Here is a 26,544-nt window from a genome sequence, read left to right as displayed (position 1 = left end):
CCCTAGCAATACAATTCAATCTACTCACCACAACATTTGTTATTTTACGCTAGCCAAAAATTGGGCCTGCGATGCAGGCCCGTTACCCGATAATAATTGATTGCCGCTGCTTGCGGTGAGCAACTTACAGCCGCTACGGGTTTCTTACTGGTTAACGATGTGGGTACCGGTTTCACCGCGCAGCGCCGCAGGCAGACAGTCCGGCGAAGTGATTATGACGCGTTTCCCACCATGGCGTAAAAAATCCAAACTGGCGATAATTTTCGGCAACATACTCCCCGCAGGAAAGTGCCCTTCTTCCTGATAGCGAGTCATTTCTGCCACACTGACCTTGTTTAGCGCTCGCTGTTCAGGTTTGCCAAAGTGGATACAGACTTTCTCTACCCCCGTGGTAATGACCAACACATCAGCACCGATCTCTTGAGCCAGTAGCGCAGTGGATAAATCTTTATCAATAACTGCGTCAATGCTTTGATAATCGCCTTGCTGGTCACGTATCACCGGGATCCCACCGCCACCGGCTGCAATAACCACAAAGCCCTGGTTAATCAATGCATTAATTGCACCGGATTCTAAAATACGCTTTGGTTCAGGAGACGCGACGACTCGGCGATAACCGCGCCCTGAGTCTTCGATAAAATGCCAGGTGGGGTGCTGCTGCAATAATCTATCACGCTGTTCCGCACTGAAAAAAGCACCAATCGGCTTGGTTGGATGGGTGAAGCCGGGGTCATTCCGGTCGACTTCAACCTGGGTAATCACGGTCACGGCCTGCTGTTCACCACGCAATGCCAAGCGGTTATTCAGTGCCTGCTGAATAAGATAACCGATCCCCCCTTGGGTATCTGCCACACAATTGGCCAGAGGGGTCAGCGGTAACCCTTCTTGTTCGTGTGCAATCTCTGAACGACGTAAATCCAACCCGACCTGAGGACCATTGCCATGAGTCAGCACAATATTATAATCCGATGCCAGCATCTCCAGCACCGAATGAGCGACCGTTTTTACTGCTTCGGTCTGATGTTCAATCGACTGGCTGGCATTGTCTTTAATGATACTGTTGCCACCAATGGCAACCACAACAAGTTCTTTCATTTATTTAATCCATTAAAGGAAACGCGATTAACCACGTTTCGAGTTACGATATTTATTTAAATCCCATTACGGGAATAGTCTATTCACTATTACAATAAATAGTTATTAATGGTTTCTAAACTGAAACCAAGGTGCAAAAAATCAATAATAAAAACGATCAGCTGTTTACAGCCTGACCCAGAGAACCTTTTTTACTTCTGCTTTGCATGAACAAATAAATCATAACAGCAGAGATAACCCCAACAAACCAAGATAAGCGAGATAAGGTTTCAAAATAAGGGACAAACTTACTCCCTAAAGAGATAACAATCGCAATAATTGTTGCATAAAATGCTTTGGAATTAATGCCATTATTATACTCGCCAGTCTCACCCGGACTAGAATAAAGGGTGTTTAAATCAATCCTACCTTGCATCACAATAAAATAATGCGCGAGCATAACCCCCACCACCGGGCCTAACATCCCGCCAATAATGTCTAGAAAGAAGTAGATGCTATCCTGGCTCTCCATTAACTTCCAAGGGCAAATAATGACACTGATAATACTGGCAATCACGATACCATTTTTGTAATTAAGATGCCGAGGCGCTAAAGCGGCTATCTGATAACCCGCTGGAATCAGATTACAGGCCGCATTGATGGAGACGGTAGTCATCAATATAACCAGCCCAGCAAACAGTGTAGCAAACGTGCTATCCCATTTTTGAATGATATCCATCACATTCCAAGTATTGACACCATAATGAATAGTGGCACCGACCAATATTATCACGCTTAAAATAGCGAACAGTGTGTAACCCACAAAATAGCTCGCAGCCTGGCCGATTGCCTGCTGTTTGAAGCTGACCGCATTTTGCGTAAAATCGGCAGCGGTGATTGCCGGTGCGGCCCACACCCCCAAGATAGCATTGATGATCACAAAAAAAAGAAAGATGCCGCTACCACTTTGTTCAACATGCTGGGGGGCATAATGAATAATATTGTCAATGCCAGCCAGTGAAGCTGCCCACACCGCCATGCTACCAAAAACGATATAAACACAGGGGTTCAGTAGGGTGGTGAATTTTTTTAGCGCATTACCCCCGCCAAAGCCAAGCAACGTATTCAACAGCCAGAAAATAAGAAAGCAGATCAAACCAGGAATCGATATACCCAACCAAACAGTGCCGTTTCCTATCTGCAAAAAGTCAGGCCAGACCTTAGCAATCAAGATAAGTAAGGCTAAAGATCCAGCATAGTTCTGCAAACCAAACCACATAATAGCAGCGATACAGCCACGCAATATTCCAGGTACTAATGCGCCACGTACACCATAACAGGCACGTAACAACATCACGCCAGGGATGCCATACTTAGAGCCAGCAGTGCCATTCATGATCATGACAAACGCAATAAACAGTGCACTAAAAGAGATAGCCATCATCACTGATACTGTTGATAGCCCTAACATCAAAAAGCCACCTACCGCAATATAGTTTGGCACATTATGAATTGCCCCCATCCACAAGGCAAAATAGTTAAAGGCCCGCCAATTACGTTGCTTTTCCCCTTTTGGTAACAGGTCATCGCTATATCCACGATCTTTGAAAATGGTCAGTTGCTGCTCTTGCGTACGCTCCATGGTTACTTCCTTGATAAATATACCCGCCCCCATACAAGCTACCGTTTGATTGACGACGGGTATATAAAAATCAACATCAGAGAATCACCACTGCGCTCCTAAATAAGTGTTCCTAATACCGCTACACTTTACGCTTTTGGTCGGTGTAGCATTTTACGCGCAGCTATTTAGAGTGCCGATCCTCAAATTATACCTTCTACTTTTAAACCAATCTGGGCAAAGACTGCACCTAACAAAAAGGTTCCCAAGAAAACCGCAAAGGATACAACAACGATGCGCCATGACAACTTTTTAAAGAGATCCAAATCTTTACCTAATGCCAAACCAGCGTAAGCCAGTGTCGGCGGGCCCATTTGTACGAATGAGATCGCACTCGTCGTCCGTGTAATAAACTCATTACCAGGAAAGAACGGTGCAGAAAACAGTACAGCAATGATACAGACCCAAAAAACCACCGGTAACTTATTGAACCCTGGCAAGTGACACACGAACAGGGCAAAAACCGCGATCGCATAAATCACCACAATACCCGCCACCGAAGGACCTATCGCGGCCTTGCCAGCGGTAACATTACCAATAACCGTTAAGATGGCGGTAATGATAAGGACGGCACTCATGGTTGCCAGCTTGTCCCAAGCAAATGATTTCATTTTTCACCTTCTATGCTTTCAACCATGTCGTCTGCGTTTTTTGATGAGGGTCTAAACTTATCTAAAAACTTGTACATGACGCGGGCCAGAGGAAGCGTGACAAACAGTGCCGCATAGACGTTAAGCACGTTGACGAGAATATTTGACGCACCGGTATACATTTCGATTTGTTTCGAATACTGAGGGTATGTATCCAGAATGACAGACATCATTGCCGCAGACATACTGATAGAGCCGGTACCCGCCCCTAGCGCCAAAGCGAATGGGTGGAATATATCCATCTTGACAAAGACACTCATGAAGATGCCACAGAACATGGCCCCCAACATGGTTCCGCAGATAAATACCCCCATGACGCCTCGCCCTTCTGCGGAGTTCAAGCCATATTTCTCAGCAATAATCGCGACGTGGATTTCCCTGCCTAACGAATAGCTTCCACCTATAGATTCCCGCCCTAGCCCCAATAACATGGCGACCGGTAAAGCCAGAAGAACGATCCCCAGGAAGTGACCAATAGTTTGGAAAAACAGCGTTCCCCCAGACTCCATCAGCATGGACAAGTTCGGCCCTACCCCAAGCCCAATCTTGACCAAAAGCAGACTTAGCGCGATGGGGAAGATGCTGCTGGCATCATCCATATCCTTTATGGACAGAATTTTAAATTTCGGATAGCTAATAAAGCCACCAATAATAATTGCGTACAAGATTGGCATAAAAACTAAAATGCTAATCTTACGCACACCAATCAGCTCAGCAATAAAAATAATGATTGCGGCAAAAAGGTGTAACTTCCAGTTCAACAACATTCGCATGGTACTCTCCTGACTCACTTATCAGCCGCGAGATAAATGGCCGCTTTGGTGAAGCACTCCATAGGTGCATTAACGATGCCCGCACCTATTTGACCCACACCAGGATCCCGGTGCGATATTCCAGTGGTGATCACTGGCGTCATATTGGCTTCCAGCACTTTGATAATATCAATGCCGGTGGGTGTCCCTTTAAAGCCCATTGTTGGGATTTTGAAGTTCTTGTTTTCGGTGGCGGTGATCTCATACATGCTATTGGTGATTTTTACCCCATCATCATAGGTACCACCAATAAACTGAACCATTGCAGGTGCACAGGCCAAAGCAAAGCCCCCCATACCGAAAGTTTCGGTAATGGCACTATCACCAATATCGGCACAGGCATCAGCACTGCTATAACCGGTGAAATACAGCCCTTCGGGAACGTTGGCGGGGGCAGTAAACCACTGGTTGCCGGTACTACTGAGCCTGATACCAAAATCGATACCATTACGTGCCATCACAGTAACGATCGTGCTCCCCTCAACACCGAGTGCGGCATCACTCATCGCTTTGCACATTGCCATGGTGATATTGACGTTAAACATATCGATCTTTTCAATGTGTTCAAAAACTCTATGGATCGCCGCTTTGTCTGCATCGATTTGCGCAATGTATTTCGCTAATTCACGCACAAACAACGATGTAGAAGCTTTATGACGATTGTGGTTGTCATCCCCCATTTGTAAGGCTTGGGTAACAATGTTTTTCCAGTCAATCCCAGGAGAGAACTCGATAGCTTGCTTCAGGATCGGGTAAAGCGAATCTGTCATCCAATGCAAACGTTCGATCACCTCAGGACCATAGGAGCCAAAACGCAACGCTTTACCAGGGCCTTCGTTAACATTTGAATAAGAATAATTACCAAATGTCCGATTGTGCATAATAAAGACCGGCATGTGGGCGGAGATAATGCCCCCCATCGGCCCTACGGTGTGGTGGTCATGATTCGGTGAATAAATAATATCGCTGCTGGCAGCTAATTTTTTCGCCTCATCTTCATTTTTGGCCAGGCCTTCAAACAGCAGAGCACCGATAATGGCACCTTGCATGGTGCCACACATGCGACTCCATTCAATGGGTGGGCCTGCGTGCAAGATCATATTAGGTGCCATTCCCGGGATTACTTCGCCGGCCAGCCCCATCCCTTCAAGGAACACCTCAGAATCCTGCATACGGCGCAGCACTTCAGCATTAGCGGCATTTCGTTGCTCACTATCTACACCGTAGAGGGTATTTAGCGCGGCCAGAACCGTTTCGTCCCCGTGCGCAGGTGGACTCCATTCAACTTGTAACGCGGTGATGCTCTGCCTTTGCAAATCCGTATAAAATTGCTCGAGACCGACGTTCACAACCTGAAGATCAGTAGTCAAAATATTGTTTTTTAGCATTGGGTTTCCCTCATCCAAAGACGCTTATTGTTATAGAAGTATCGAGTTATAGAGGTATAGATTTATAAAGTTATAAAGGTATTAACTTATAAAGTTACCTGGGTCTCGAGCTAAGCAAGAAGTTTCCCTGCAATCAGCGCTGCACAACGGTTGCTTGGAGCAATAATCACCCCAGCATTCTCAAGTGCTGCCTTGGTTTGCTCATAATTTTGTGGGTCTTCATCCGTTCCACAGATAGATGCAACCAATACTTTGTTCGCTAACTTATCTGCATGACGTTTTAGGATATCGACCACATCATTTGCTGGTGCGTCATGTGCTCCGTAGCCCAATACAACATCAAAAAGAATCACGCCGACGTCATCTTGGTTGATTTGTTCTGCTAGCATTTGCGAACGCAAAGTCGGATCAATCATTGGGTGTGCTCGACCCTGAGTAAACACATCATCCCCCAGGTCAATACAGGCATTTCCCGTTAACTTATAGGGATCTTGCAACTTCAATTTTTTATCGAGAGGGCTGTTAGAGTAAACGCCACCCAGAGGCTCCTCCAATGCGATAATGGCCTCATAGTTAAGCGTGCCACCACAGAACAAGCCGCGAAGGTATTTACCGTTAGAACCTATTTTCGACTTTAAGCCAAAGACTAACGAGTCGATTTCATCTGCCGTCATCAGTGGTGAAAGCGTGGTTTTTTTGGCCAACTGCACGGCTTTTAGCGCGGCTTCTTCCAATGTTGCGACATACTCTAAACGACCAGGATGGCTTTCCGCTGGTTTCCCCCCGAGGAAATTGATGACCACAGGTTTACTGACGTTTTTCTGCAAATAAGAGAGAATTTTGTCGACCACTTCGACTGCTGGCGGTTTAGAAACGAGAACGATGATTTCTGTACTCTCATCCTCATTAAGTGCCTGGATCCCCTGCAGCATGGTAATCCCGCCAATCTCTGCAACCAGATCGCGCCCACCAGTGCCTATTGCATGAGAGATACCCGCTCCTTGCTTATGAATCAGGGTACTGATCTCCTGCATACCGGTACCACTGGCCCCGACAATGCCGATGTTTCCGCGACGAACCTGATTGGCAAAACAGAGTGCAGCACCATTAATGATCGATGTTCCGCAGTCAGGCCCCATCACCAACAGGTTTTTACTTTGCGCCAATTCTTTCAGTTCTTTTTCGTCGGCAAGTGGCATATTGTCACTGAATAGCATGACATGCAGGCCAGCATTCAGCGCCTTGCGTGCTTCAACTTTGGCAAAATTGCCTGGTGTAGAGATGATGACCAAATTAGATGTGGGTTGAGCAGTGATTGCGCCTACCAAGGTTTTAGGTTTATAGGCCACACTGTCGCCGGATGAGGTACTGGCGTTTAAAAATCCGTCAAGTTTTGCAATGACCGCATCAATTGCATTCTGATCTTCTGCATTGATGGCGATAATCAAATCTGCTGGCGAGCAGGCTCGCGCGGTTTCACTCAGTAAATTCACCCGCGCTAAAATGTCCTTATTGAGATCGGTGCCCATCACCACACCCGCCTCAATGATCCCCGGCATGCTTTTTACCTGCTGGGTAACCAGCATAAGTTTTACCGAGTCGAAGTATGCCCCCTTTCTGATGATAGCTTCTATCATTTTTCCTCCTAGTGAAATTTTAAGAAATGACCACGATAATGTACTCCATCTTAATTATTTTATTTAAATAGAAAAGTTATTTTTAATTCATTAAAATAGCACAGATGTCATTTTCCCACTGTGCGGGATTTCAACTTCCACCGCATGGGAAAATAAGCTGATTAATAAAAATGATGGGGTTTTATTGTGAAAGAATTATCGGTTAGAGCACTTGAGCGTGGATTGCAAATATTGTCTTTATTTAATCCAACACAACAGATTTTTTCATTAACCGAAATTTGTGACGCAACAGGGCTGAGTGACTCAACCGTATCACGCTTGCTCATGACCCTGGTTGCTCAAGGTTTTCTTTATAAAGACTCAGATAAAAAATATACACTAGGATTCCAAATCAGCAAGTTGATGGAGTTACAAAACTCAAGAAAGGATCTGCGCCAAATCGTTTATCCCTTCTTGGAAAACATGCGAGACATGTTTGATGAGACCGCCAGTCTGTATATTCCTGCTCATAATAATATGCGAGTATGCATTGAAAGTGTGCAGAGTTGGCAAGCTTTACGCCGGACTGTCGAAACAGGAGAGATTCTGCCCATGACGCAGGGGGCCATCGGTTATGTGTTTCTGGCTTGGCAGCCTTATCCCATCAGGCAAGCAATTCTCGCCGAATATACTGAAATTACCGCTGAACAACTCGCCACAATCCGCCAGGAAGGTTTGGCAATTAACGATGGTATTCATGAGCATGGGGTGTTAGCGGTTGCTGCACCGATTTTCAATAACCATGGCCAATGTATTGCCGGGATTGCATTATCCGGGCCAAGTGGCCGTATGGGGCGGACGGCCATTACTGAATTAATTCAAGTAGTAAAATCGAATAGTTATGCTATTTCAAAATTATTGGGGTTCAAAGCCTATCCGGTATCTTAAGTGGTGACACGCTATTCAAGTTGCTTGGGTGATAGCTTCACTAAACACCCAAGCCAAAAATAGATTTTCAAATGGAAGTTAATGTATGAAAAATAAAATCACTTTGATCACTGGTGGCGATCGCGGTATTGGTCGAGCCACAGCGCTATGCTTAGCCAGTAAGGGTCATAAAGTTTGCATTGGCTACCATACGCGAGAAGCCTGCGCACAAGAGGTTATTGAAAGGATTCGCTATCTCGGTGGGGAAGCCATTGCCGTTCAGGCTGATATCTCCCAAGAAGAACAGGTGGTCGAGCTATTTTTACAAATTGATAAAGCATTTGGCCCCATTTCCGGGTTAGTGAATAATGCCGCAATATTGATGCCCCAGGCATCGATTGAACACTTACATGCCCAGCGGCTGGCAACACTATTCGCCACGAATGTCACTGGCAGTTTTATCTGCGCACGCGAAGCGGTTAAACGTATGGCGTGGCGTCATGGTGGCCAAGGCGGTGCCATTGTTAACGTATCATCGGCGGCAGCTCGACTAGGCTCCCCCCATGAATATGTCGATTATGCCGCTTCAAAAGGGGCCATTGATACCTTAACCATTGGTTTATCTTTGGAAGTGGCAGCCCAAGGTATTCGCGTTAATGCCGTTCGCCCCGGTTTCATTTATACCGAAATGCACGCTGATGGCGGTGAAGCAACCAGAGTTGACCGAGTAAAAGAGAGTTTACCGATGAAACGCGGTGGTCAACCTGACGAGGTAGCTCAAGCGATATCATGGTTATTGTCTGATGAGGCATCATACGTAACAGGTAGTTTTATCGACTTGGCTGGGGGGAAATAGGAATACAGAAAATTTAAAGTTTGCCACTCGCCTATTTGGTAGCGAAGAAATTAACGAAGAAAACAGCGTAGCGTGAAATTCAGATGCTCTGCGCACTGCATAATATTGGGGTGATTCTCCTCGACCACATGATCTCAGTCATAGCCAGACGCTGCTATGTGGTGAGTTCGCTCGGCCAACTGTGCTCAAAAAGCGCTATCTTTAAATCTTTAGCCATGGAACTCCATGACACGGTTAATGGCAAGTTGCAGGTTCTTATCGTCAAAAAGTCTCATCTTACGGTTAGCCCAGCGTTCCCCCGCTGGCCACTGGCCCAACCCCTCTTTAACAGAATTCAGCGTCGGCTGGCACTCTCCTCGGGTAAGCAACCAGTCAACGGTTGCCAACAACTCCAGACCAAACGGGGATTCAAAGCCGTCAATCAACTGGCTGACCTGCTCAAGCGCCGGTAACCATTCTTTGGCCTCGTTGTTTAGCCAGAGGTTGACGTGCTCTTTTTCCTGATCGTTAAACCAGATCACGTCCAGCGGCTGGCTGTCCGGGATGCGTTTCTCGGCTTTCAGATAGGTGCCATCCAGTGCATTAAGTAGGTGGTTTAGGTTGGGAGCAAAGGGGCCATAATAGTGCGCCTCAAACTGCAGTTTTAGTACATCTTCCATCTGGTGCTGTTCAATGGCGCGTTGTAATAACCATGCCAGCTTCTGAATTTCCAGCAGGCTGCACTCCATACCCAATACCCAGTAGCGGCGCACCAATTCAGCGATCATCGCTCTGGCGGGAGTGAGTTTTTTTACACCGATACTCTTGGTGACGTTCTGGTATTTTTCAGTGGGCTCGTATATCAGAATGTCAACACCTTGAAGGTCACCCAACGCAGATTCAATAAGCGCCCGTACATCCAGCCAGTTCAGGCCGCCATTGCCCGCACCCAGTGGGGGAATAGCGATGGACTGCACTTTCTCTTCGAGCAAAAAACGGCGCAGGTCCTGTAAACCGTCTTCAATCCACTCCATGCGAGAGCCGGCGCGCCAGTGCTGTTTGGTAGGGAAGTTAACAATCCAGCGCGGCCCTATGAGATCACCATTTTCGGTAATAAACATTTTGCCAGTCATTACCTGCTGTTGTTTGCAAGCAAGAGCATAGGCTTTCATATTGTCAGGAAAACGCTCTTTGAACATCAGCGCAATTCCTTTACCCATGACACCGACGGTATTAACCGTATTCACCAATGCTTCCACTGGCGCATCCAGTAAATTACCTTGTGTAAATGTGATCATGAGAAGTACCACCCGGCCCGCGCGTAAACAGGCATTGTTAGATTACGTTGCGATTGTTAATGTTCATCAGCATCGGCGAGAAGGGGGTAAAGTAAAATGGCACATAGTCATGCAGAGTTCCCCTCATCCCGGCTGGCACTGTAGTCATAAGCCATAGATTTCCCTTTCATATTAGGCGGGTTTTCCCGGTTAACAACGCCTACCTCATCCCCTGTTTAGTTGGTGTGTTTTCTTCAGACATGGATGCAAGGTATGGATTTTCTTGTCCATATCGGAGAGGATTTTTGCTGAATTCGGTGCCGAGACTCTGGCTCAGACTGGTTACCTTCGCAAAAGGCTTTTGCCGTAATGTGCTCCAGTTCGTCAGCATATGTACAGCAAGCAAGAATAACCAGAACCAATAGCCAATGAAATAGTTAAAACCTATAAAAGCAAAAAACCCCAAGCTCATTAAAAGCTTGGGGTCAGAATATGGCGGAGGAGCAGAGATTCGAACTCTGGAACGGTTTCCCGTCGACGGTTTAACACCCTTCCACTCTGAAACCCCCTATTTAATCAATCAGTTGCCTACTTATTCTCGCCCGTTGTAATCCATTCACAGATGCAAATTGTTAATTCGATTTTGCTACACATGGACACCCTGTGTGTAGCACCTGTAATCAGTCTACAAGATGCCAGCAGGCTCGCCAAGAGCATCTTTTAACTCTAACCTATTGATTTTGTTACATTGCCACGAGAACCAACCTAGTTCCGTAACATCAAGATCATTGATATGACGGGCTGTAACGCTGTTACGATTGTTACTGTTCATAAATGGTACTTCCATAGTAGATTCCTTGTGTTAATGTCCGATAGAACCAATCTGGAGGTAAAAGATGAGTAAAATCTTTTCTGGTGGATGTCTGTGTGGCTTTATACGCTTTGAAGCTACAAAGCCAACTAACTCTCATATGTGTTCATGCGACCACTGCCAGAAGCATACCGGCTCTCAAACAGTGGTTTGGATTGAATTTTCCTCCAAGGAGGTGCAATGGGTAGGAGAAGGTGAACACCCTGCTACGTATCGCTCGTCAAAATATTCAAGCAGAGCTTTTTGCTCTCGTTGCGGCAGTTCGATTGGAGCCATAGATGATGCTCCTACAGTCGCATTGTTGACAGGGGTATTTGATACCCCAAATGATCTCGACCTCAAGCCAGGAGCTCACTCCTTTGAGGATATGACGCCTGAATGGTGGCGAAAAATGCTACAGATTTCTATATAATTCACGATAATTTAATACCACCACACAATCAAGGAATGAAATCATGTCAAACAGCACTATATATGATATTTATTGGGAAGGCCCTTATACTTTAGATGAAATCAAAAGTAAGAAAAAAGACGATAAATTTATAATCCATGAAGGCCATTGTTTATATCAGATTTATGGTGATCATCCGTGTTATGGCCGGGATGTATTATTGTATATTGGCAAAACACAAAGAATAGCTGAACGATTTACAGAACACTATGAAAGATTCTCATCACAATGCGACTTAGTAAAGATATTTATTGGCTCTTGCGGAGAGTTTGAAAGCTGGAAAAAATGGAAATCAAAAAAAACATATGGATTTATTGGCAATGAAATACTGGATGCTATTGAATCATTATTAATCTACGCTCACCAACCAACCTATAATAGTGCTAAACTATACACCCCATATTTTAAGAAGCAAAATTTCCGAATTTTCAATACCAACAGGAGAAAATCACTCATGCCAGAAATCAGTACAGAATATTACCGTGATAATATCAATGAAGAAAAAACCATAAACATTGAAAATGACTAGTGACGACTTCATTAATTGATAAAAGTCAATAGCAGCCCTCTGTGTTTTATCGACTATTTAAGTGACCGTCTAAACGGTCACATTTATCGGCTGGTAGTTACGAAAAAGTATTAGAGTACACCTATTCATCAGACCAAACTTTAAGATTACCTGTTCGCCAAAGTTTACCATCCCAGCAAATTACATCGGGGAGATCCGCATAAATCTCTTGTTGGTTTATCCTTGGCGAGCTATCGCATTTAAACCAGTTTGATATTACAGCAGTTGGTCGTGGTGGTGTATACCTCAATTTTTCATTAAGACTTGGCTGCCAAAAATAAACGATAATAGATTCAGCTATCTGAAGGTGGAATCTTGAAAAGTCCAGTGGATAAGATATTTCACCGAGCCAAATATTAAGATCCTTTGTTATCTCATCAATTTTATGATGATTTCTAAATCGATTCTTAAACAAATCTTTAGTAATTCCACAATACTGGATCTGTTTAATTCTTTCATAAGGCCTTTTCCCAGTCAAAAGATATAATCCATTACCAATATCACAGTTCTGTATTTGCTCTAAAGTATACGGTCCTTTCCAGTTGATGCGAATGGTTAAGTTATCGATTGACATGAGATTAACTTCCTTATTAAGAGAGTGACTTAGTCACGACGATAACATTATACAGAAAAGTTAAAGTAGTAGCGTCATCGACGTTTAGGCAGATGCGTGCACATCAGGAAGCCCGGTGTAACATCTGTATGTAGCAATTGGGATTTTTTAGGGAAAAGAACGTGAAGAAACAACATCAAGGAAGAAATGGCGGAGGAGCAGAGATTCGAACTCTGGAACGGTTTCCCGTCGACGGTTTTCAAGACCGTTGCCTTCAGCCACTCGGCCACCCCTCCGCAACGAAGCGAACTATAAACAGAGCTGATCCACTTGTAAAGCCTGAAACCACTCAAATAGACGAAAAACTCGCTTTTAGTCAGTGATTGCTGGAGAAGTCACCAACCATTGCTGATTACTTACTCTATGATTACTTTAGGGTAAAGATTAGTAAACAATCTATGATCAACAGATAACACTGACTATCATTATGTACAATTTTGTGATGACCTGATAAGAGAGATCATTATGGACCGTATTGTCGTCTCATCCTCCTCGCGCGACTCGCTGCTAAGCACGCATAAAGTTCTGCGTAACACCTATTTCCTACTGTCACTGACCCTGGCTTTTTCAGCGCTGACCGCCACCGCCAGTACCATGCTGGGCTTGCCTGCTCCTGGGCTGATACTCATGCTGGCTGGTTTTTATGGCTTGATGTTCCTGACCCATAAATTGGCCAATAGCCCAGCGGGTATTGTTGCTGCTTTCGCCTTTACTGGTTTTATGGGTTATGCCCTTGGGCCGATTCTGAGTTCGTTCCTCAATGCAGGTGCCGGCGACCTGATTATGGTGGCACTCGGTGGTACAGCACTGGTTTTCTTCTGCTGTTCAGCCTATGTACTGACGACGCGTAAAGATATGTCGTTCCTGTCTGGTATGTTGATGGCTGGCTTTGTGGTGTTACTGGTAGCGGTTATCGCTAACCTGTTCCTGCAAATTCCTGCCCTGCAATTGGCAATCAGCGCCCTGTTTATTCTGTTCTCTGCTGGTGCCATGCTGTGGGAAACCAGTAACATTATTCATGGTGGCGAAACCAACTATATTCGCGCAACAGTAAGCCTGTATGTGTCGTTGTATAACATGTTTATCAGCCTGTTGAGCATCCTCGGTTTTGCACGCAGCAACTGATCACCATCAGCGACTTCTCTAAGCCCCTATATGGGGCTTTATTTTTGCCTGCGCAAAAGTTTGCTAAACTGGTGGCCGCGATAAATTATCCCTAGCTGAGGCATTATGTTGGTGTTTGAAGGTCAGGCTATTGAAACTGACGCCCAAGGTTATCTAAAGAATAGCGCTGACTGGCATGAAGGGCTTGCTCCTCTGCTGGCGGCACAGGAAGAGATTGAACTCAGCGAAGCACACTGGGAAGTTGTGTGGTTTGTACGTGATTTCTACCAGCAATTCAATACCTCACCCGCCATTCGTATGTTGGTAAAAGCCATGGCGCAAAAATATGGCGAAGAGAAAGGCAGCAGTCGTTATCTTTATCGCCTGTTCCCGAAGGGGCCAGCCAAACAGGCAACCAAAATTGCCGGGTTGCCTAAACCGGTAAAATGCATCTAAACGCTAATAGCGGATGCCAAACCCCTTATATTCAGTTACCCCTCGCGGCTCCACCAGCACACGTTCTATCCGGGCGCTGCGGGGGCCACCATTTTCTAACCAGGCTATTAGATGATCAACCGCCTCTCTATCACCACAGGCGAGGACTTCTACACTACCATCGTCAAGATTACGCGCGTAACCCGTAAGTCCTAAAGCGGTGGCTTGGTGCTGGGTGTGATAGCGAAATCCCACCCCTTGTACGACCCCGTAGATATAAGCAGCGATACAAACTTGTGGCATGACCGGCTCCTACTCAATGTCTTCTATTTATCGTCTGGCTATTATTTATGCCAGTTAACCCCTTTCCCTACCATGAAAACATTTAGAAAAATGCAGGGCTACTGTGACGTCAAAAATGCTTGCCGCTAGAGGTGGCCCTCTCAGCATAGCCGACTCTATAGCTGACGATTTTTAGATTTTTATGCCCATACTAGAATTATTTAGAGTATGGGCATAATTGCAGTTAAAATAGAAGATAATAGGCTATCGCAGGATTATTGCTGTTATATGCGCTTAATCCCCAGTTACTTGCTGTATGGCCGCCATCAACCAAAGGGGATTTTATGAAAATCATAGTCTGTGCGGTTTTAGCCATGCTGCTTACGGGGTGTGCCTCGGTGGGGGTATCGGCTTCTGGTGGTAGTGGCGGTAGTTCGGCCACCATTGGTGTCGGTTCCGGTGTCCGTTTTTAGCCCTTCTCACCCTTACACGCCGTTGACGGTATTGATCGGCTTTATTATCACTTTTCTGTCAGTGACAGTTAATTTATCTATTTGAAATATTTAATTTAAAGAGCAAAAAATTATGCGCCTGTATCTTGCCAAAGGACGTGAAAAATCCTTACTTCGCCACCACCCGTGGATTTTCTCAGGCGCTGTTGAGCGTGTTGAAGGCAAACCGCTTTCTGGTGAAACCATCGACATCTGCGATCACCAAGGAAAATGGCTGGCTCGGGGGGCCTATTCACCGCAATCGCAAATCCGTGCTCGTATCTGGAGTTTTCAACCGGATGAAGCCATCGACATGGCGTTCTTTGTTCGCCGCTTGCAACAAGCGCAACATTGGCGTGATTGGCTGGCCCAACGTGATGGGCTGGACAGTTATCGCCTGATTGCCGGTGAGTCTGACGGGATGCCAGGGATAACCATTGATCGCTTCCAAAACTTTCTGGTTTTGCAGTTACTTTCCGCCGGAGCAGAATACCAGCGAGCCACTCTCATCTCTGCACTACAGCATTGCTACCCGGACTGTGCCATCTATGATCGTTCAGATGTTGCCGTGCGTAAGAAAGAAGGCTTGCCACTGGCACAAGGCCCTATCTTGGGTGAGCTCCCCCCTGCTCTGCTGCCGATTACTGAACATGGCCTTAAGCTATTGGTTGATATTCAGCAAGGCCATAAAACGGGTTTTTATCTTGACCAACGTGACAGTCGTTTAGCGGCACGTCACTATTCTTCTGGTCGCCGTGTACTGAACTGCTTTTCTTATACCGGCGCATTTGCTGTTGCTGCGCTGATGGGCGGTTGTAAGCAAGTCATTAGTGTCGATACCTCACAGGCGGCACTGGATATTGCCCAGCAGAACGTCGAACTGAACCAATTGGATCTCAACAAAGCCCTGTTTATACGTGATGATGTTTTTCAACTACTGCGTAATTACCGTGCGCAAGGCGAAAAATTTGATCTGATCATCATGGATCCACCTAAATTTGTGGAAAACAAAAATCAGTTGGCGGGTGCTTGTCGTGGTTATAAAGATATCAATATGTTAGCACTACAGCTGTTAAACCCAGGCGGGATCCTGCTCAGCTTCTCTTGCTCTGGCCTGATGCCAACAGACTTGTTCCAGAAAATTTTGGCTGACGCCGCTCTAGATGCTGGATGTGATATACAATTTATAGAGCAGTTCCGACAAGCTGCAGATCACCCAGTGATTGCGACCTATCCTGAAGGGTTATACCTAAAAGGGTTTGCCTGCCGGGTGATGTGACTTGAAATACGTTGTTTTGCCCTTATGTATAACTTATGAGTTTTCAGTTGTGCCAGGTGTACTCCGCTTTGTATGCTGCAAGGCGGCGACAGGCAGTTTGAATTATCATAGGTATAAAATGCAAAACATTGTTCCTCAGGGGGCCATCATGATTGCCAGCAAATTTGGTATCGGACAGCAGGTTCGTCATAAACTGCTTGGGTATTTAGGTGTCGTTATAGATATCGACCCACAATACTCGCTAGAACAACCCAAAGCAGACGAGATCGCTGCTAATGATGAGTTACGTTTTGCTCCTTGGTATCACGTCGTAATGGAAGATGAAGAAGGGATGCCCGTTCATACCTATCTGGCAGAGGTGCAATTGGCCGGTGAAGAGCAAGATGCCCACCCAGAGCAACCGTCATTAGACGAATTGGCGGCATCCATTCGCAGTCAATTACTGGCACCGCGATTACGCAACTAAACACCAAAACCTGACATACAAACGTAAGGGCTTAATGATGTTAAGCCCTTATTATTTGTTCAATCAATGTTCCAGACCTAAACGTGGGATCTCAATTTTCGGGCAACGATCCATAATCACTTTTATTCCCGCCGCTCTTGCCAGTACCGCAGCCTGTTCGTTGATCACCCCAATCTGTAACCACAACACCTTGGTACCAATGGCAATTGCGTCTTGCGCCACACCGTAAGCCGCTTCCCCATTACGGAACACATCTACCATATCAACAGGATAGGGAATATCCGCCAAGGTGGCATAAACTTGTTGACCCAGTAATATTTGCCCAGCCAATTTTGGGCTCACTGGCGTAATTTGATAACCCTGAGCCTGCAGATAAGCCATCACATGGTAGCTTGGGCGGCTTGGGTTATCACTGGCCCCGACCAACGCAATGGTCTTTACTTGTTTCAGTACATCTGCAATTTCTTGATCTTGCATGTTTAGCTCCTGGTACTTTGATAAGAATGCTGTCCATTCAGTGTAACCGAAGGAACTGTAACTGCTAAAATTTGTTGTATCCCGTTCATGCAAGGGCGGTGGTGCTTGCTACGCACAAATACTCGACTTTTCCTCAGCCTCCCCCTGTTTATTTTCGTTTTGCCCCGGTTAATGCTAGGCAGTGAAATACAGTTTCAGTAATCTGTGGAAAACCATCCGATTTGCCAAGGAAACCAACATGGAACAAACCACTCGCACACTCGCTGTATGCAAGCATATTGCGCTGGTTGCACACGATCATTGCAAACATGCCTTACTGAAATGGGTTGAAGACCACCAAGCTCAACTCATGCAACATAAACTTTATGCCACCGGTACCACCGGCGGTCTGATCCAGCGTGCCAGCGGTATTCCAGTACAAAGCATGTTGAGTGGCCCAATGGGGGGAGACCAACAAGTTGGTGCACTGATCTCCGAAGGCAAGATTGATATTTTGATCTTTTTCTGGGATCCGCTCAATGCAGTACCCCACGACCCTGATGTAAAAGCCTTGCTGCGCTTGGCGACAGTCTGGAACATTCCGGTAGCCACCAACCGCTCAACTGCTGACTTTCTTATTGACTCATCCTTCTTTAATAGCAAAGTCGATATAGCCATACCGGATTATGATAAGTACCTCGCAGCACGCCTGCAGAAATAGGCCAATCACCATTCAAGCTGCAGTTGCTGCAGCTTGAATTTATCTGGTCACTAGACCAGTCATTTAAGGTTTTCGCTGTACCGGTACACCGATATCCTGTAGCTGCTCAACAAATACTGAAGGGTTAGCGGGATCTTGCATTAACCAAACCTGGTGCCTGGCACGGGTCAACGCGACATACAGCAAACGCCGCTCTTCCGCCTCAGGGAAATTCTCAGGTTGAGGTAATAATACCGCTTCAAGAATAGATTCACGCGCCGCCGCCGGGAAACCATCATAACCATCGCAGAGACCGGTAATAATTACGTAGTCTGCCTGCTGCCCTTTGCTGGCATGGATAGTCATAAACTCAATATTCAATTTGGGCCAGCGTGTCGCCGCTTTTTGCAAGATTTCAGGTTTAAGATGGTGATAACGGGCCAACAGCAAAATACGCGCATCGGGTAGCGCATAGCCACTGAGTTTGTCCAATAAGGCTTCCAGTTGTTCCTGCGGCAGAATAACCACCGACTTTTTATTCCCTTTGCTCAGGCTATTCAGTGCTTTTTTCAATTGATAAGGATTCTGCTGAACAAAGGTGTTGGCAACGTCCCCAATGCGGTCATTAAAGCGATAGCTGGTATCTAACGCGCATTGGGTTCCCTCACCAAAATTCTCTGCAAACGCAGTGGTTAACGACAACTCAGCGCCACTGAAACGATAAATCGCTTGCCAATCGTCACCTACGGCAAACAAACTGGTGCACTTATTCTGCTTGCGCAACGCCGCCAACAATTGCGCACGTTGTGGCGAAATATCCTGAAACTCATCCACCAGAATATGCTTCCAGGGGGAGATAAAGCGCCCCTTTTCCAGAATATTCACCGCCTGATGGATCAACCCGGGGAAATCCACCGCACCTTCATCTTTTAAGGCAGTTTTCCACGCTTTGAGTAATGGCGCCATTAATCGGATACGTTTGGTAAAGAGATCACGGCTCTCTTCATCCGCCTGCTCAATCATTTGCGCTTGGCTACCCCCATGGGTACGCATCAGCCCGACCCAACGTTCCAAACGGCTACCCAGGCGATCCGCTAAATGTGTGTCGTGCCAAAAATCCCCCTCGGGGATTTCCCACTCCAATTCTTCACTTAACCACTGACGCCAACCCTTTGCCTGCACTTTTTTGTCGCTGCATTGTTGCTGCCAGTTTTTTATCAGCAGCGCACGACGCGCATGGGTATCGCTCTCAAGTTGACTGATCTTGGGGGCTTTACGGCTCCCCTGCTGAATAATCTGCAATGCCAATGCATGGAAAGTTTTAGCCTGAACAGCCACACTCCCTAACCGTTGCGCAATCCGCTCGTTCATCTCTTCAGCTGCTTTACGCCCGAATGCCAGCATCAAAATCTGTTCCGGTTCAGCCTCTTGCCTGAGCAGCAACCACCCCACCCGAGCAACCAATACCGAGGTTTTACCGCTGCCGGCCCCCGCAAGCACCAACACCGCATCTTCCCCATTCACAACCGCCCGGCGTTGTGACTCATTCAACGGGGATGTTTCAATAGTCTGGAAAAAATCTTGATGGGTGACCAGCATACGTTCGCTCCAGCGCAGATTGCGCTGTTCCACTTTGCGCCGCCCCTGCTGTAACCATTGCTGACACCGGTGATAGTTGTCGCGACAGAGTTCAAATTCCTCAAGACGCACCACTGGCATCGGTAACGCACTAAACGCCTGACGGATCTGCTGTTGCAATTTGCCTAATTCGGCCAGCTTGAACCACTTATCCTGTTGTTCAATATGCTGGATATGATCAACCTGTTCCTGCAATACGCTTGCGCAGATCTCACTCATCTCAACACTCCATTGCTGCCAGGAATGCTGTAAATGATGATAAAAACGCTGGGTTTCCTGCCATTCAGTCCCATGCAGGCGAACGACTTTTTCATCTGGTAGTTCAAACTCCAACTCACCCCAGACGATGCCCCGCTTACAGCGAACCTGTATTAACTGGTTAAAGGGAATAAGGTATTCATGCTTGTCCCCACTTACCTCAACACCAGCATGCAACAACCGCACTCGGTTGTATGGGTGCTGTGCCAGGTGTTTACCCAGCGATGTCGCTTTGAGTTCCATATGCTGATGCCGTGATTATGTTGAGATTAATATCACCAGTTTACCTGCGATAAGCCATGACACTCTAGTGTTAAAAAAAGTAGAATGCCTCTCTAAATATACGCAGATTTAGGTTACTTGCAGCCAGAAGCGCATCAGGCCCCCTGGAATCTGGCTGGTAGCAGGTATCTCCGCATTTTTATCGCACCATCATTAGAGGAAAATGACGATTATGCGTACTGTATTGAATATTCTTAACTTTGTCTTGGGTGGCGTCTTAACCACGCTAGGTTGGCTCATTGCCACCTTTTTCACCATTATTCTGATCTTTACCCTGCCATTGACCCGCTCTTGTTGGGAGATCACCAAAATTTCCTTCTTGCCGTTTGGCAACGAGGTGATCAGTGTTGATGAGTTATACCCAGAAAAACGCAACATTCTGCTGGCCTCAGGGGGGACGTTATTAAATATTGTCTGGTTTGTCCTGTTCGGCTGGTGGCTCTGTTTGTTACACATTGCGGCGGGTATCACGCAGTGCTTGACCATTATTGGCATTCCTATTGGGATCACTAATTTCAAGATTGCTGCCATCGCACTTTGGCCGGTAGGTCGTCGTGTGGTTTCTGTTGAGATGGCGCAAGTCGTACGTTCAGAAAATGCCCGCCGCCAGTATCATCAGCGCTAATTATCGCTCGCCGTTCAGGAGCTTGTTGTGCTCGCTTTAGCACTGGCAATTCGACGTTATATCTATAACAGCAACCTGCTTTATAATCTGCGCATTTTTATTGCGTTGGCAGGTGCTTCCGCCGTTCCTTGGTGGTTGGGCAGCCCGAAGCTGACCATTCCTCTCACTTTGGGGGTGGTCGCTGCCGCGTTAACGGACCTGGATGACCGGCTGGCAGGGCGGCTGCGTAATCTGTTGATTACGCTGTTGTGCTTTTTTCTTGCTTCAGCATCAATCGAATTACTCTTCCCTTATCCCTGGTGGTTCGCTCTGGGGTTAATCACCTCAACCTGTGCTTTTATTCTACTGGGTGCCTTGGGGCAACGTTATGCCACCATCGCCTTTGGTGCGTTGTTAATTTCTATCTATACCATGCTCGGCACATCAATGTATGATACCTGGTATCAGCAACCTATTCTGCTGCTTATCGGTGCCATCGGGTATAACCTGCTGGCTCTGCTGGGGCATTTACTTTTTCCCATCAAACCATTACAGGAAAACCTGGCCCGCTGTTATCAACAGTTGGCGAACTATTTAGATGCCAAAGCCAACCTGTTTGATCCCGATGGCGAATACCGTGACGAACGCCCTTGGTTAGAAGTTGCCATGGCCAACAGCACGCTGGTGGCGATGCTTAACCAGACCAAAACGTCGCTACTTACCCGGCTTAAGGGTGACCGAGGTCAGCGCGGTACCCGCCGAACGCTGCACTATTATTTTGTGGCGCAAGATATTCATGAACGTGCCAGTTCTTCCCACGTACATTATCAGGCGCTGAGTGAACAATTCCGCCACAGCGATATTCTGTTCCGCTTTCAACGTCTATTGACCATGCAGGCCCGTGCATGCCAGCAATTGGCTCAATCAATACTGTTGAAGCAAAAGTACCTGCATAATCCGCGTTTTGAACCGACGTTTAACCGTATAGAAGAAGCCTTGCTCCGGGTTACGGTGACACCAGAAAACAGTGACTTACTTCAGGCGCTTTCGCACCTGCTGAAGAATTTGCGCGCTATCGATGCACAATTGGCCAATATAGAATCAGAACAGAGCCAGATCCGCCGACCAACAGAAGAAGATACGCTATCGGATGAGCGAATTACCGGATGGAGTGATATTCGCTTGCGTATCAGCCGCCACCTGACACCACAATCCGCCCTTTTTCGCCATGCCGTGCGTATGTCCTTGGTTTTATGTGTGGGTTACGCATTGATTCAAATTACCGGTATGCAGCACGGTTACTGGATCCTGCTGACTTGCTTATTCGTTTGCCAACCTAACTACAATGCCACCCGTAGGCGTCTGGCGTTACGCATTGCCGGTACACTTGCTGGTATTTTGCTCAGCTTGCCGATCCTCTATTTTGTTCCTTCCCTTGAAGGGCAAATGATGTTGATTGTCATCTCTGGCGTTCTATTCTTCGCATTCCGCACCGTACAATATGCCCACGCCACGATGTTTATCACCCTGTTAGTCTTGCTCTGTTTTAATCTGCTGGGAGAAGGATTCGAGGTCATGGCCCCACGGGTCTATGATACGTTGCTGGGCTGCGCCATTGCCTGGGCGGCAGTGAGCTTTATCTGGCCTGACTGGAAGTTCCGTCAATTATCGTCCATCGTTCGTAACACACTGAACAGCGATTGCCGTTATCTAGATGCTATTTTGGTGCAATACTATCAGGGCAGAGATAATAGCTTGCCCTATCGCATTGCCCGCCGGGATGCCCATAATAGTGATGCAGAGCTGGCTTCGGTGGTATCCAACATGTCAGCCGCCCCGAAAACAGACAAAGATATTCAGGAAGCCGCATTCCGCCTATTGTGCTTAAACCACACACTGCTGAGTTATATTTCTGCCTTGGGCGCACATCGCGATCGCCTTGATAATAGTACTGTACTTGATTTGCTCAATGATGCCGTCTGTTATGTCGATAGTGCATTACACCATGCGGAACAAGACCACCCGCGTCTGACACAAGCATTAAAAAACCTCTCTGGGCGTATTGAAATGCTGGTTACCGCACCAGAGAGCAAGGAACACTTGGTGTTGCAACAAATTGGTTTGGTTCTTGAGTTGCTGCCTGAATTAACACGGCTCAGCGCACAAATCGGCAAAGAGAATTAATTATTAACCGCTTGAATATAGGCTCTTCTACCCCATTGCGCTTCAAGACAGGAAGCCGCCGCAGTTTCCTCGAACCAGGTGGTTAATGTTGCACGCTGTACGTTGGGCAAAGCAGCATGATGGTATCCAGACATCGCGCCAGCCAGTGCCAGTAGCACTTTCACCCCCAGGTTTTTATGCCGTTGTTGCAATTGTAGGTAAGTCCGCTTTGCGCCCAGCAAGCGTAAGTCATAGCTACTTTGTATGCCCACTTGCCAAAGTAAGCGTTCCATTGCCGCATCAATATTCGGCAAATCTTTTAACCGCCCTTTACTCCGTCTTTTTACTTTTATCTCTTTACGAGACTCATGTAATGCCTGGCTGGCCAGGATCAACAGTTCGCGGCAATCAGCCCATAATCCGTCATCGACTCGATAATAACGCATCGTCATCGGTGCTCCGCGTTTTAAATACGTCATGTTCACCATTCCCCGTGCACGGAAAGCCGGCTCCAGCGTTTCTGTCGCACGCAAGTACAACTCCCCTTCTGCAATAACCGCAAACATCGTGCCATCAGCAAGTAATCCGTAACCACCAAATTGCGAACGTGTCGTAATTTTCCCCAAGGCAGCAAAGCAGATTTTTGCCTGTACTATTCTTTTTGCGGATCTTCCATTCATTAAGTCCTCCTTTAATAAGTAAGCAATATTACCCAGTCCCATTCACTCGACAGAGGCATCTGCGACGAGTTGAATGACCCGGATATCACATTCACTGTTGAAATAAACGTAACCGGAACAACTAATTAAAGAAAATACGCATTATCACGACAGCTGCCAATCATAAAATGCAGTAGTGCGAGGAATGATCTCAATTATGCGATGCGTTACGAAAATTTGTGTTGATCTTCTGTGTTTATATCTATACTGTATATAAACACAGTAATGGTGCAGGGGAATACACAATGCGTACTCAATCACTTAATCAAAGCCACTTCAGCCAAGTCCCTTTGCCTGCAGGTCAAACTGTTGCAAACGCCAAGGATGACAAAAAAAATGGCCTTATCAGTGAGCTGGTCTACAGTGAGCAGCAATCCGTTGTCACCCAGTTACTGGTGCCGTTGCTGCAGCAGCTTGGTCAGCAATCACGTTGGTTATTGTGGCTCACCCCACAGCAAAAGCTCAGTAAATCCTGGCTTCAGCAGGCTGAGTTACCGGTCAGTAAGGTGGTACAACTGAGTCAGATATCGCCACTCGCCACTGTTGATGCCATGGAGAAAGCGTTACTCACTGGAAATTACAGTGTCGTTCTAGGTTGGTTGCCTGAATTAACTGAACAAGACCGTATAAAATTAAGCCGGGCAGCAGAATTGGGGAATAGTTACGGGTTTATTATGCGCCCACAACGCGATACTAATTCCCCCCACCGGCACCATTCCACTCTAAAAATTCACTCGCCTTTATACCATTAAGTCATTTTAAGACTTTTCTTGCATTCTCCCCCTGGGAATAATTACCCAGGGAATTGGTGCACAAAATGTGACCAGATGCACTTTTGCAATAAATAATTCAACAAAATAAGCCCTATTCTTCCTTGAATGTGTTAAGAAATGTGTCTAATCCAATATTTTTTAGAGCATCAGCACATCACGCTTGTAACTTTCGCGCCAAGTTGTAAACTTTACTCTGCTAAGATTGTTATACACGCCAGTAATACTGGTAAAATAACAAATGAGTGCTAGAATCTTGGCGCAGGAATTTTAAACCAAAGGCATAACATAGCGTTAAGCTCATTGCCTATTTGGATGATAACGAGGCGTAAAAAATGAAAAAGACAGCTATCGCATTAGCAGTGGCACTGGCTGGTTTCGCTACCGTAGCGCAAGCCGCACCAAAAGATAACACCTGGTACACCGGTGCTAAACTGGGTTGGTCCCAGTACCACGACACTGGTTTCGTTGATGGAGCTATAGGTAACGGCCCTACTCGCGATTCTCAACTGGGTGCTGGTGCGTTTTTCGGCTACCAAGCTAACCAGTACATGGGTTTTGAAATGGGTTACGACTGGCTTGGTCGCATGGCTTACAAAGGCAATGTGAACAACGGTGCGTTAAAAGCCCAAGGCGTTCAACTGACCACTAAACTGAGCTATCCGATCATGAACGATCTGGATATCTATACCCGTTTGGGTGGTATGGTTTGGCGTGTAGACTCCACCGCTTACTTCGGTGGTAACATCAATGAGCGCGTATCTGGTGATGATACCGGTGTTTCTCCACTGGCAGCCATCGGCTTTGAGTATGCTCTGAATCAGAACTGGGCTACTCGCCTGGATTATCAATGGACCAGCAACATCGGTGATGCACAAACCGTTGGCGCACGTCCAGACAATGGTCAGCTGAGTGTTGGCGTAGCTTACCGTTTTGGTCAGGATACAGTGGCTCCAGTTGTTGCTCCAGCACCAACTCCAGCACCTACCGTTGAAACCAAGAAGTTCACTCTGACTTCTGACGTTCTGTTTGCCTTCGGTAAATCAACGCTGAAAGCAGAAGGTCAACAAGCTCTGGATCAACTGTACGGTCAACTGAGCTCACTGGATCCAAAAGATGGTTCTGTTGTTGTTGTAGGCTTCACTGACGTAGTAGGTTCTGCTGAATCTAACCTGCGTCTGTCTGAGCAACGTGCCCAGAGTGTTGTCAGCTACCTGATCTCTAAAGGTATCCCAGCAGACAAGATCACTGCACGTGGCATGGGCGAAGCTAACCCAGTTACCGGTGACAAGTGTGGTTACCGTTCTGGACGTGCTACTCCAGCACAAATCGCTTGCCTGGCTCCAGATCGTCGTGTAGAGATCGAAGTGAAAGGCATCAAAGAAGTGGTATCTCAGCCTCAAGGCTAAGTGTCAACTTCTGATAAAAAACCCTGCTCTGCAGGGTTTTTTTTTCTGATTTTAACTCAGATTTTTCATTTCTAACCGACTTAGCCGTTATCCTTACCCAAAATCGCTTTTAAATCTTGTTTCAATAGTGACATCTGGCTGGCATATTTATCTTTGTGTTCAGCATCCTCGATCAATTGAACAATGGTTTCCGACAAAGTAAGCCCTCGGCGCTGCGCCAGAGCGGCCAACCGCTGCCAGACCAGAAACTCCAGATCAATAGACTTTTTACGTGTATGCTGATGTTCTGAATTAAAATGGCGCTTACGCCGAGCACGAATAGTTTGCTGCATCCGGTTAGTTAACGCCAGATTCATATGCTCATTAATCCATGCCAGTACTTTTACTGGTTCATTTTCCAGTTTCAGCAATTCAGCAATGGCTTCTTGAGCAGCGCTGATTTCAAGGTAGCGCGTGATCAATTCACCTTCACGGTGCTTTTTCACCAGATATTTCCATTTCCAACCGCTCTCCAGATTTTCCAATTGCTGATATTTCATGGTGAACTCTTCTGTGACCGTGTAACTTTAGTAAGCATAACAGTTTTATAGCATTTTTCCCCGGCCAATAAACTCTTTTTAGCCGTTTTTTTAGACAGTCACCTCGCAATATCAAATTCCTCACACTCAGCCATGACTGAGCATGTATCAAGCTGACATATTCTTGTATAATCCCCTATTCACTTA

28 protein-coding genes, 1 tRNA gene and 2 pseudogenes are annotated in these 26,544 nt (G+C 46.4%); 14 read left to right on the top strand and 17 right to left on the bottom strand.

Features of this window, described 5'->3' with window-relative positions; all coding sequences use genetic code 11:
• Window positions 1–144: 144 nt before the first annotated feature.
• From ACX9GV_RS06720 to fdrA, 6 genes are all read right to left on the bottom strand, one after another.
• Window positions 145–1,095, bottom strand: a complete 951-nt coding sequence (locus ACX9GV_RS06720; protein WP_023490444.1) for a carbamate kinase family protein — start codon at window positions 1,093–1,095, stop codon at window positions 145–147.
• A gap of 157 nt (window positions 1,096–1,252) precedes the next feature.
• Window positions 1,253–2,716 (bottom strand): allantoin transporter, encoded by a 1,464-nt coding sequence (locus tag ACX9GV_RS06715; protein WP_473197493.1) that lies wholly within the window; start codon window positions 2,714–2,716, stop codon window positions 1,253–1,255.
• 182 nt (window positions 2,717–2,898) lie between these two features.
• Window positions 2,899–3,366, bottom strand: a complete 468-nt coding sequence (locus ACX9GV_RS06710; RefSeq protein WP_023490446.1) for a hypothetical protein — start codon at window positions 3,364–3,366, stop codon at window positions 2,899–2,901.
• Window positions 3,363–4,178: a DUF3100 domain-containing protein gene (locus tag ACX9GV_RS06705; RefSeq protein ID WP_023490447.1), complete on the bottom strand. Its 816-nt coding sequence runs from the start codon at window positions 4,176–4,178 to the stop codon at window positions 3,363–3,365. Before ACX9GV_RS06705 ends, ACX9GV_RS06710 begins: the two co-directional genes overlap by 4 nt.
• A 14-nt stretch (window positions 4,179–4,192) precedes the next feature.
• Window positions 4,193–5,605, bottom strand: a complete 1,413-nt coding sequence (locus ACX9GV_RS06700) for a YlbE family protein (RefSeq protein WP_023490448.1) — start codon at window positions 5,603–5,605, stop codon at window positions 4,193–4,195.
• Between the two features lie 110 nt (window positions 5,606–5,715).
• Window positions 5,716–7,242: an acyl-CoA synthetase FdrA gene (gene fdrA / locus ACX9GV_RS06695; protein WP_473197492.1), complete on the bottom strand. Its 1,527-nt coding sequence runs from the start codon at window positions 7,240–7,242 to the stop codon at window positions 5,716–5,718.
• Between the two features lie 186 nt (window positions 7,243–7,428).
• On the opposite strand from fdrA, the gene ACX9GV_RS06690 reads away from it, so the two are divergent.
• Complete coding sequence (locus ACX9GV_RS06690; RefSeq protein ID WP_473197491.1) at window positions 7,429–8,169, top strand: IclR family transcriptional regulator; 741 nt, start codon at window positions 7,429–7,431, stop codon at window positions 8,167–8,169.
• Window positions 8,170–8,254: 85 nt separating this feature from the next.
• Window positions 8,255–9,004 (top strand): SDR family oxidoreductase, encoded by a 750-nt coding sequence (locus ACX9GV_RS06685; RefSeq protein WP_473197490.1) that lies wholly within the window; start codon window positions 8,255–8,257, stop codon window positions 9,002–9,004.
• A 209-nt stretch (window positions 9,005–9,213) separates the two neighbouring features.
• Here the strand turns inward: ACX9GV_RS06685 and darG are convergent, their stop codons facing one another.
• From darG to ACX9GV_RS06665, 4 genes and pseudogenes are all read right to left on the bottom strand, one after another.
• Window positions 9,214–10,281 carry a type II toxin-antitoxin system antitoxin DNA ADP-ribosyl glycohydrolase DarG gene (darG, locus tag ACX9GV_RS06680; RefSeq protein WP_023490454.1) on the bottom strand — a complete coding sequence of 356 codons (1,068 nt, stop codon included), beginning with the start codon at window positions 10,279–10,281 and terminating at the stop codon, window positions 9,214–9,216.
• Between the two features lie 52 nt (window positions 10,282–10,333).
• Window positions 10,334–10,420: pseudogene (locus ACX9GV_RS06675) on the bottom strand (DarT ssDNA thymidine ADP-ribosyltransferase family protein); the annotation flags it as partial.
• Window positions 10,421–10,480: 60 nt separating this feature from the next.
• Window positions 10,481–10,652: pseudogene (locus tag ACX9GV_RS06670) on the bottom strand (HTH-like domain-containing protein); the annotation flags it as partial.
• A 293-nt stretch (window positions 10,653–10,945) separates the two neighbouring features.
• A complete protein-coding gene (locus ACX9GV_RS06665) occupies window positions 10,946–11,107 on the bottom strand; it encodes a hypothetical protein (RefSeq protein ID WP_473197489.1) in 162 nt (53 codons plus the stop codon).
• 49 nt (window positions 11,108–11,156) lie between these two features.
• Between ACX9GV_RS06665 and ACX9GV_RS06660 the strand changes: the two genes are divergently transcribed.
• Entirely contained in the window at window positions 11,157–11,543 is a 387-nt protein-coding gene (locus ACX9GV_RS06660; protein ID WP_473197488.1) for a GFA family protein, read from the top strand.
• 43 nt (window positions 11,544–11,586) lie between these two features.
• On the top strand, window positions 11,587–12,111 hold the full coding sequence (locus tag ACX9GV_RS06655; protein WP_473197487.1) for a hypothetical protein: 525 nt from the start codon (window positions 11,587–11,589) through the stop codon (window positions 12,109–12,111).
• Between the two features lie 121 nt (window positions 12,112–12,232).
• Here ACX9GV_RS06655 and ACX9GV_RS06650 read toward each other — a convergent pair whose 3' ends face one another.
• Together ACX9GV_RS06650 and ACX9GV_RS06645 are read right to left on the bottom strand one after the other, a co-directional pair.
• Window positions 12,233–12,724 carry a hypothetical protein gene (locus ACX9GV_RS06650; protein ID WP_473197486.1) on the bottom strand — a complete coding sequence of 164 codons (492 nt, stop codon included), beginning with the start codon at window positions 12,722–12,724 and terminating at the stop codon, window positions 12,233–12,235.
• 187 nt (window positions 12,725–12,911) lie between these two features.
• Window positions 12,912–12,999, bottom strand: a tRNA-Ser gene (locus tag ACX9GV_RS06645).
• Window positions 13,000–13,228: 229 nt separating this feature from the next.
• On the opposite strand from ACX9GV_RS06645, the gene yccA reads away from it, so the two are divergent.
• Both yccA and tusE read left to right on the top strand, forming a co-directional pair.
• A complete protein-coding gene (yccA, locus tag ACX9GV_RS06640; RefSeq protein WP_023490456.1) occupies window positions 13,229–13,888 on the top strand; it encodes an FtsH protease modulator YccA in 660 nt (219 codons plus the stop codon).
• A gap of 105 nt (window positions 13,889–13,993) precedes the next feature.
• Window positions 13,994–14,323 (top strand): sulfurtransferase TusE, encoded by a 330-nt coding sequence (gene tusE / locus ACX9GV_RS06635; protein WP_023490457.1) that lies wholly within the window; start codon window positions 13,994–13,996, stop codon window positions 14,321–14,323.
• Between the two features lie 3 nt (window positions 14,324–14,326).
• Here the strand turns inward: tusE and yccX are convergent, their stop codons facing one another.
• A complete protein-coding gene (gene yccX, locus ACX9GV_RS06630; RefSeq protein ID WP_023490458.1) occupies window positions 14,327–14,605 on the bottom strand; it encodes an acylphosphatase in 279 nt (92 codons plus the stop codon).
• Between the two features lie 323 nt (window positions 14,606–14,928).
• Here yccX and ACX9GV_RS06625 point away from each other — a divergent pair, with 323 nt between their 5' ends.
• The 3 genes from ACX9GV_RS06625 (at window position 14,929) to hspQ (ending at window position 16,820) form a co-directional block, all read left to right on the top strand.
• Window positions 14,929–15,057, top strand: a complete 129-nt coding sequence (locus tag ACX9GV_RS06625) for a hypothetical protein (RefSeq protein WP_255351358.1) — start codon at window positions 14,929–14,931, stop codon at window positions 15,055–15,057.
• Window positions 15,058–15,169: 112 nt separating this feature from the next.
• The gene (rlmI, locus tag ACX9GV_RS06620; RefSeq protein ID WP_473197485.1) at window positions 15,170–16,354 is read left to right on the top strand and encodes a 23S rRNA (cytosine(1962)-C(5))-methyltransferase RlmI; all 1,185 of its coding nucleotides are present in this window, start codon (window positions 15,170–15,172) and stop codon (window positions 16,352–16,354) included.
• A 148-nt stretch (window positions 16,355–16,502) separates the two neighbouring features.
• Entirely contained in the window at window positions 16,503–16,820 is a 318-nt protein-coding gene (gene hspQ / locus ACX9GV_RS06615) for a heat shock protein HspQ (protein WP_037385159.1), read from the top strand.
• Between the two features lie 63 nt (window positions 16,821–16,883).
• Here the strand turns inward: hspQ and ACX9GV_RS06610 are convergent, their stop codons facing one another.
• A complete protein-coding gene (locus ACX9GV_RS06610) occupies window positions 16,884–17,297 on the bottom strand; it encodes a CoA-binding protein (protein WP_023490462.1) in 414 nt (137 codons plus the stop codon).
• A gap of 238 nt (window positions 17,298–17,535) precedes the next feature.
• Here ACX9GV_RS06610 and ACX9GV_RS06605 point away from each other — a divergent pair, with 238 nt between their 5' ends.
• The gene (locus ACX9GV_RS06605) at window positions 17,536–17,997 is read left to right on the top strand and encodes a methylglyoxal synthase (protein ID WP_023490463.1); all 462 of its coding nucleotides are present in this window, start codon (window positions 17,536–17,538) and stop codon (window positions 17,995–17,997) included.
• Between the two features lie 63 nt (window positions 17,998–18,060).
• Here the strand turns inward: ACX9GV_RS06605 and helD are convergent, their stop codons facing one another.
• Complete coding sequence (helD, locus tag ACX9GV_RS06600; RefSeq protein ID WP_473197484.1) at window positions 18,061–20,115, bottom strand: DNA helicase IV; 2,055 nt, start codon at window positions 20,113–20,115, stop codon at window positions 18,061–18,063.
• A gap of 211 nt (window positions 20,116–20,326) precedes the next feature.
• Here helD and ACX9GV_RS06595 point away from each other — a divergent pair, with 211 nt between their 5' ends.
• Together ACX9GV_RS06595 and yccS are read left to right on the top strand one after the other, a co-directional pair.
• Window positions 20,327–20,779, top strand: a complete 453-nt coding sequence (locus ACX9GV_RS06595; protein WP_473197483.1) for a YccF domain-containing protein — start codon at window positions 20,327–20,329, stop codon at window positions 20,777–20,779.
• A 27-nt stretch (window positions 20,780–20,806) separates the two neighbouring features.
• Window positions 20,807–22,942, top strand: coding sequence for a YccS family putative transporter (gene yccS, locus ACX9GV_RS06590; protein WP_473197482.1), 2,136 nt, complete (start codon window positions 20,807–20,809; stop codon window positions 22,940–22,942).
• Here the strand turns inward: yccS and ACX9GV_RS06585 are convergent.
• Window positions 22,939–23,601, bottom strand: coding sequence for a TfoX/Sxy family protein (locus tag ACX9GV_RS06585; protein ID WP_473197481.1), 663 nt, complete (start codon window positions 23,599–23,601; stop codon window positions 22,939–22,941). The genes yccS and ACX9GV_RS06585 overlap by 4 nt on opposite strands.
• A 284-nt stretch (window positions 23,602–23,885) precedes the next feature.
• Between ACX9GV_RS06585 and sulA the strand changes: the two genes are divergently transcribed.
• Together sulA and ompA are read left to right on the top strand one after the other, a co-directional pair.
• Window positions 23,886–24,392, top strand: a complete 507-nt coding sequence (gene sulA / locus ACX9GV_RS06580; RefSeq protein ID WP_473197480.1) for an SOS-induced cell division inhibitor SulA — start codon at window positions 23,886–23,888, stop codon at window positions 24,390–24,392.
• 353 nt (window positions 24,393–24,745) lie between these two features.
• Window positions 24,746–25,819: a porin OmpA gene (gene ompA, locus ACX9GV_RS06575; RefSeq protein WP_473197479.1), complete on the top strand. Its 1,074-nt coding sequence runs from the start codon at window positions 24,746–24,748 to the stop codon at window positions 25,817–25,819.
• Window positions 25,820–25,899: 80 nt separating this feature from the next.
• On the opposite strand, the gene matP is transcribed toward ompA, so the two are convergent.
• A complete protein-coding gene (gene matP / locus ACX9GV_RS06570) occupies window positions 25,900–26,358 on the bottom strand; it encodes a macrodomain Ter protein MatP (RefSeq protein WP_473197478.1) in 459 nt (152 codons plus the stop codon).
• Between the last annotated feature and the right edge of the window lie 186 nt (window positions 26,359–26,544).

The organism is Serratia sp. 25CWL12 (assembly GCF_055790885.1).
The sequence above is the reverse complement of the archived record's forward strand: the minus strand, read 5'-3'. Positions and strand labels throughout refer to the sequence as shown.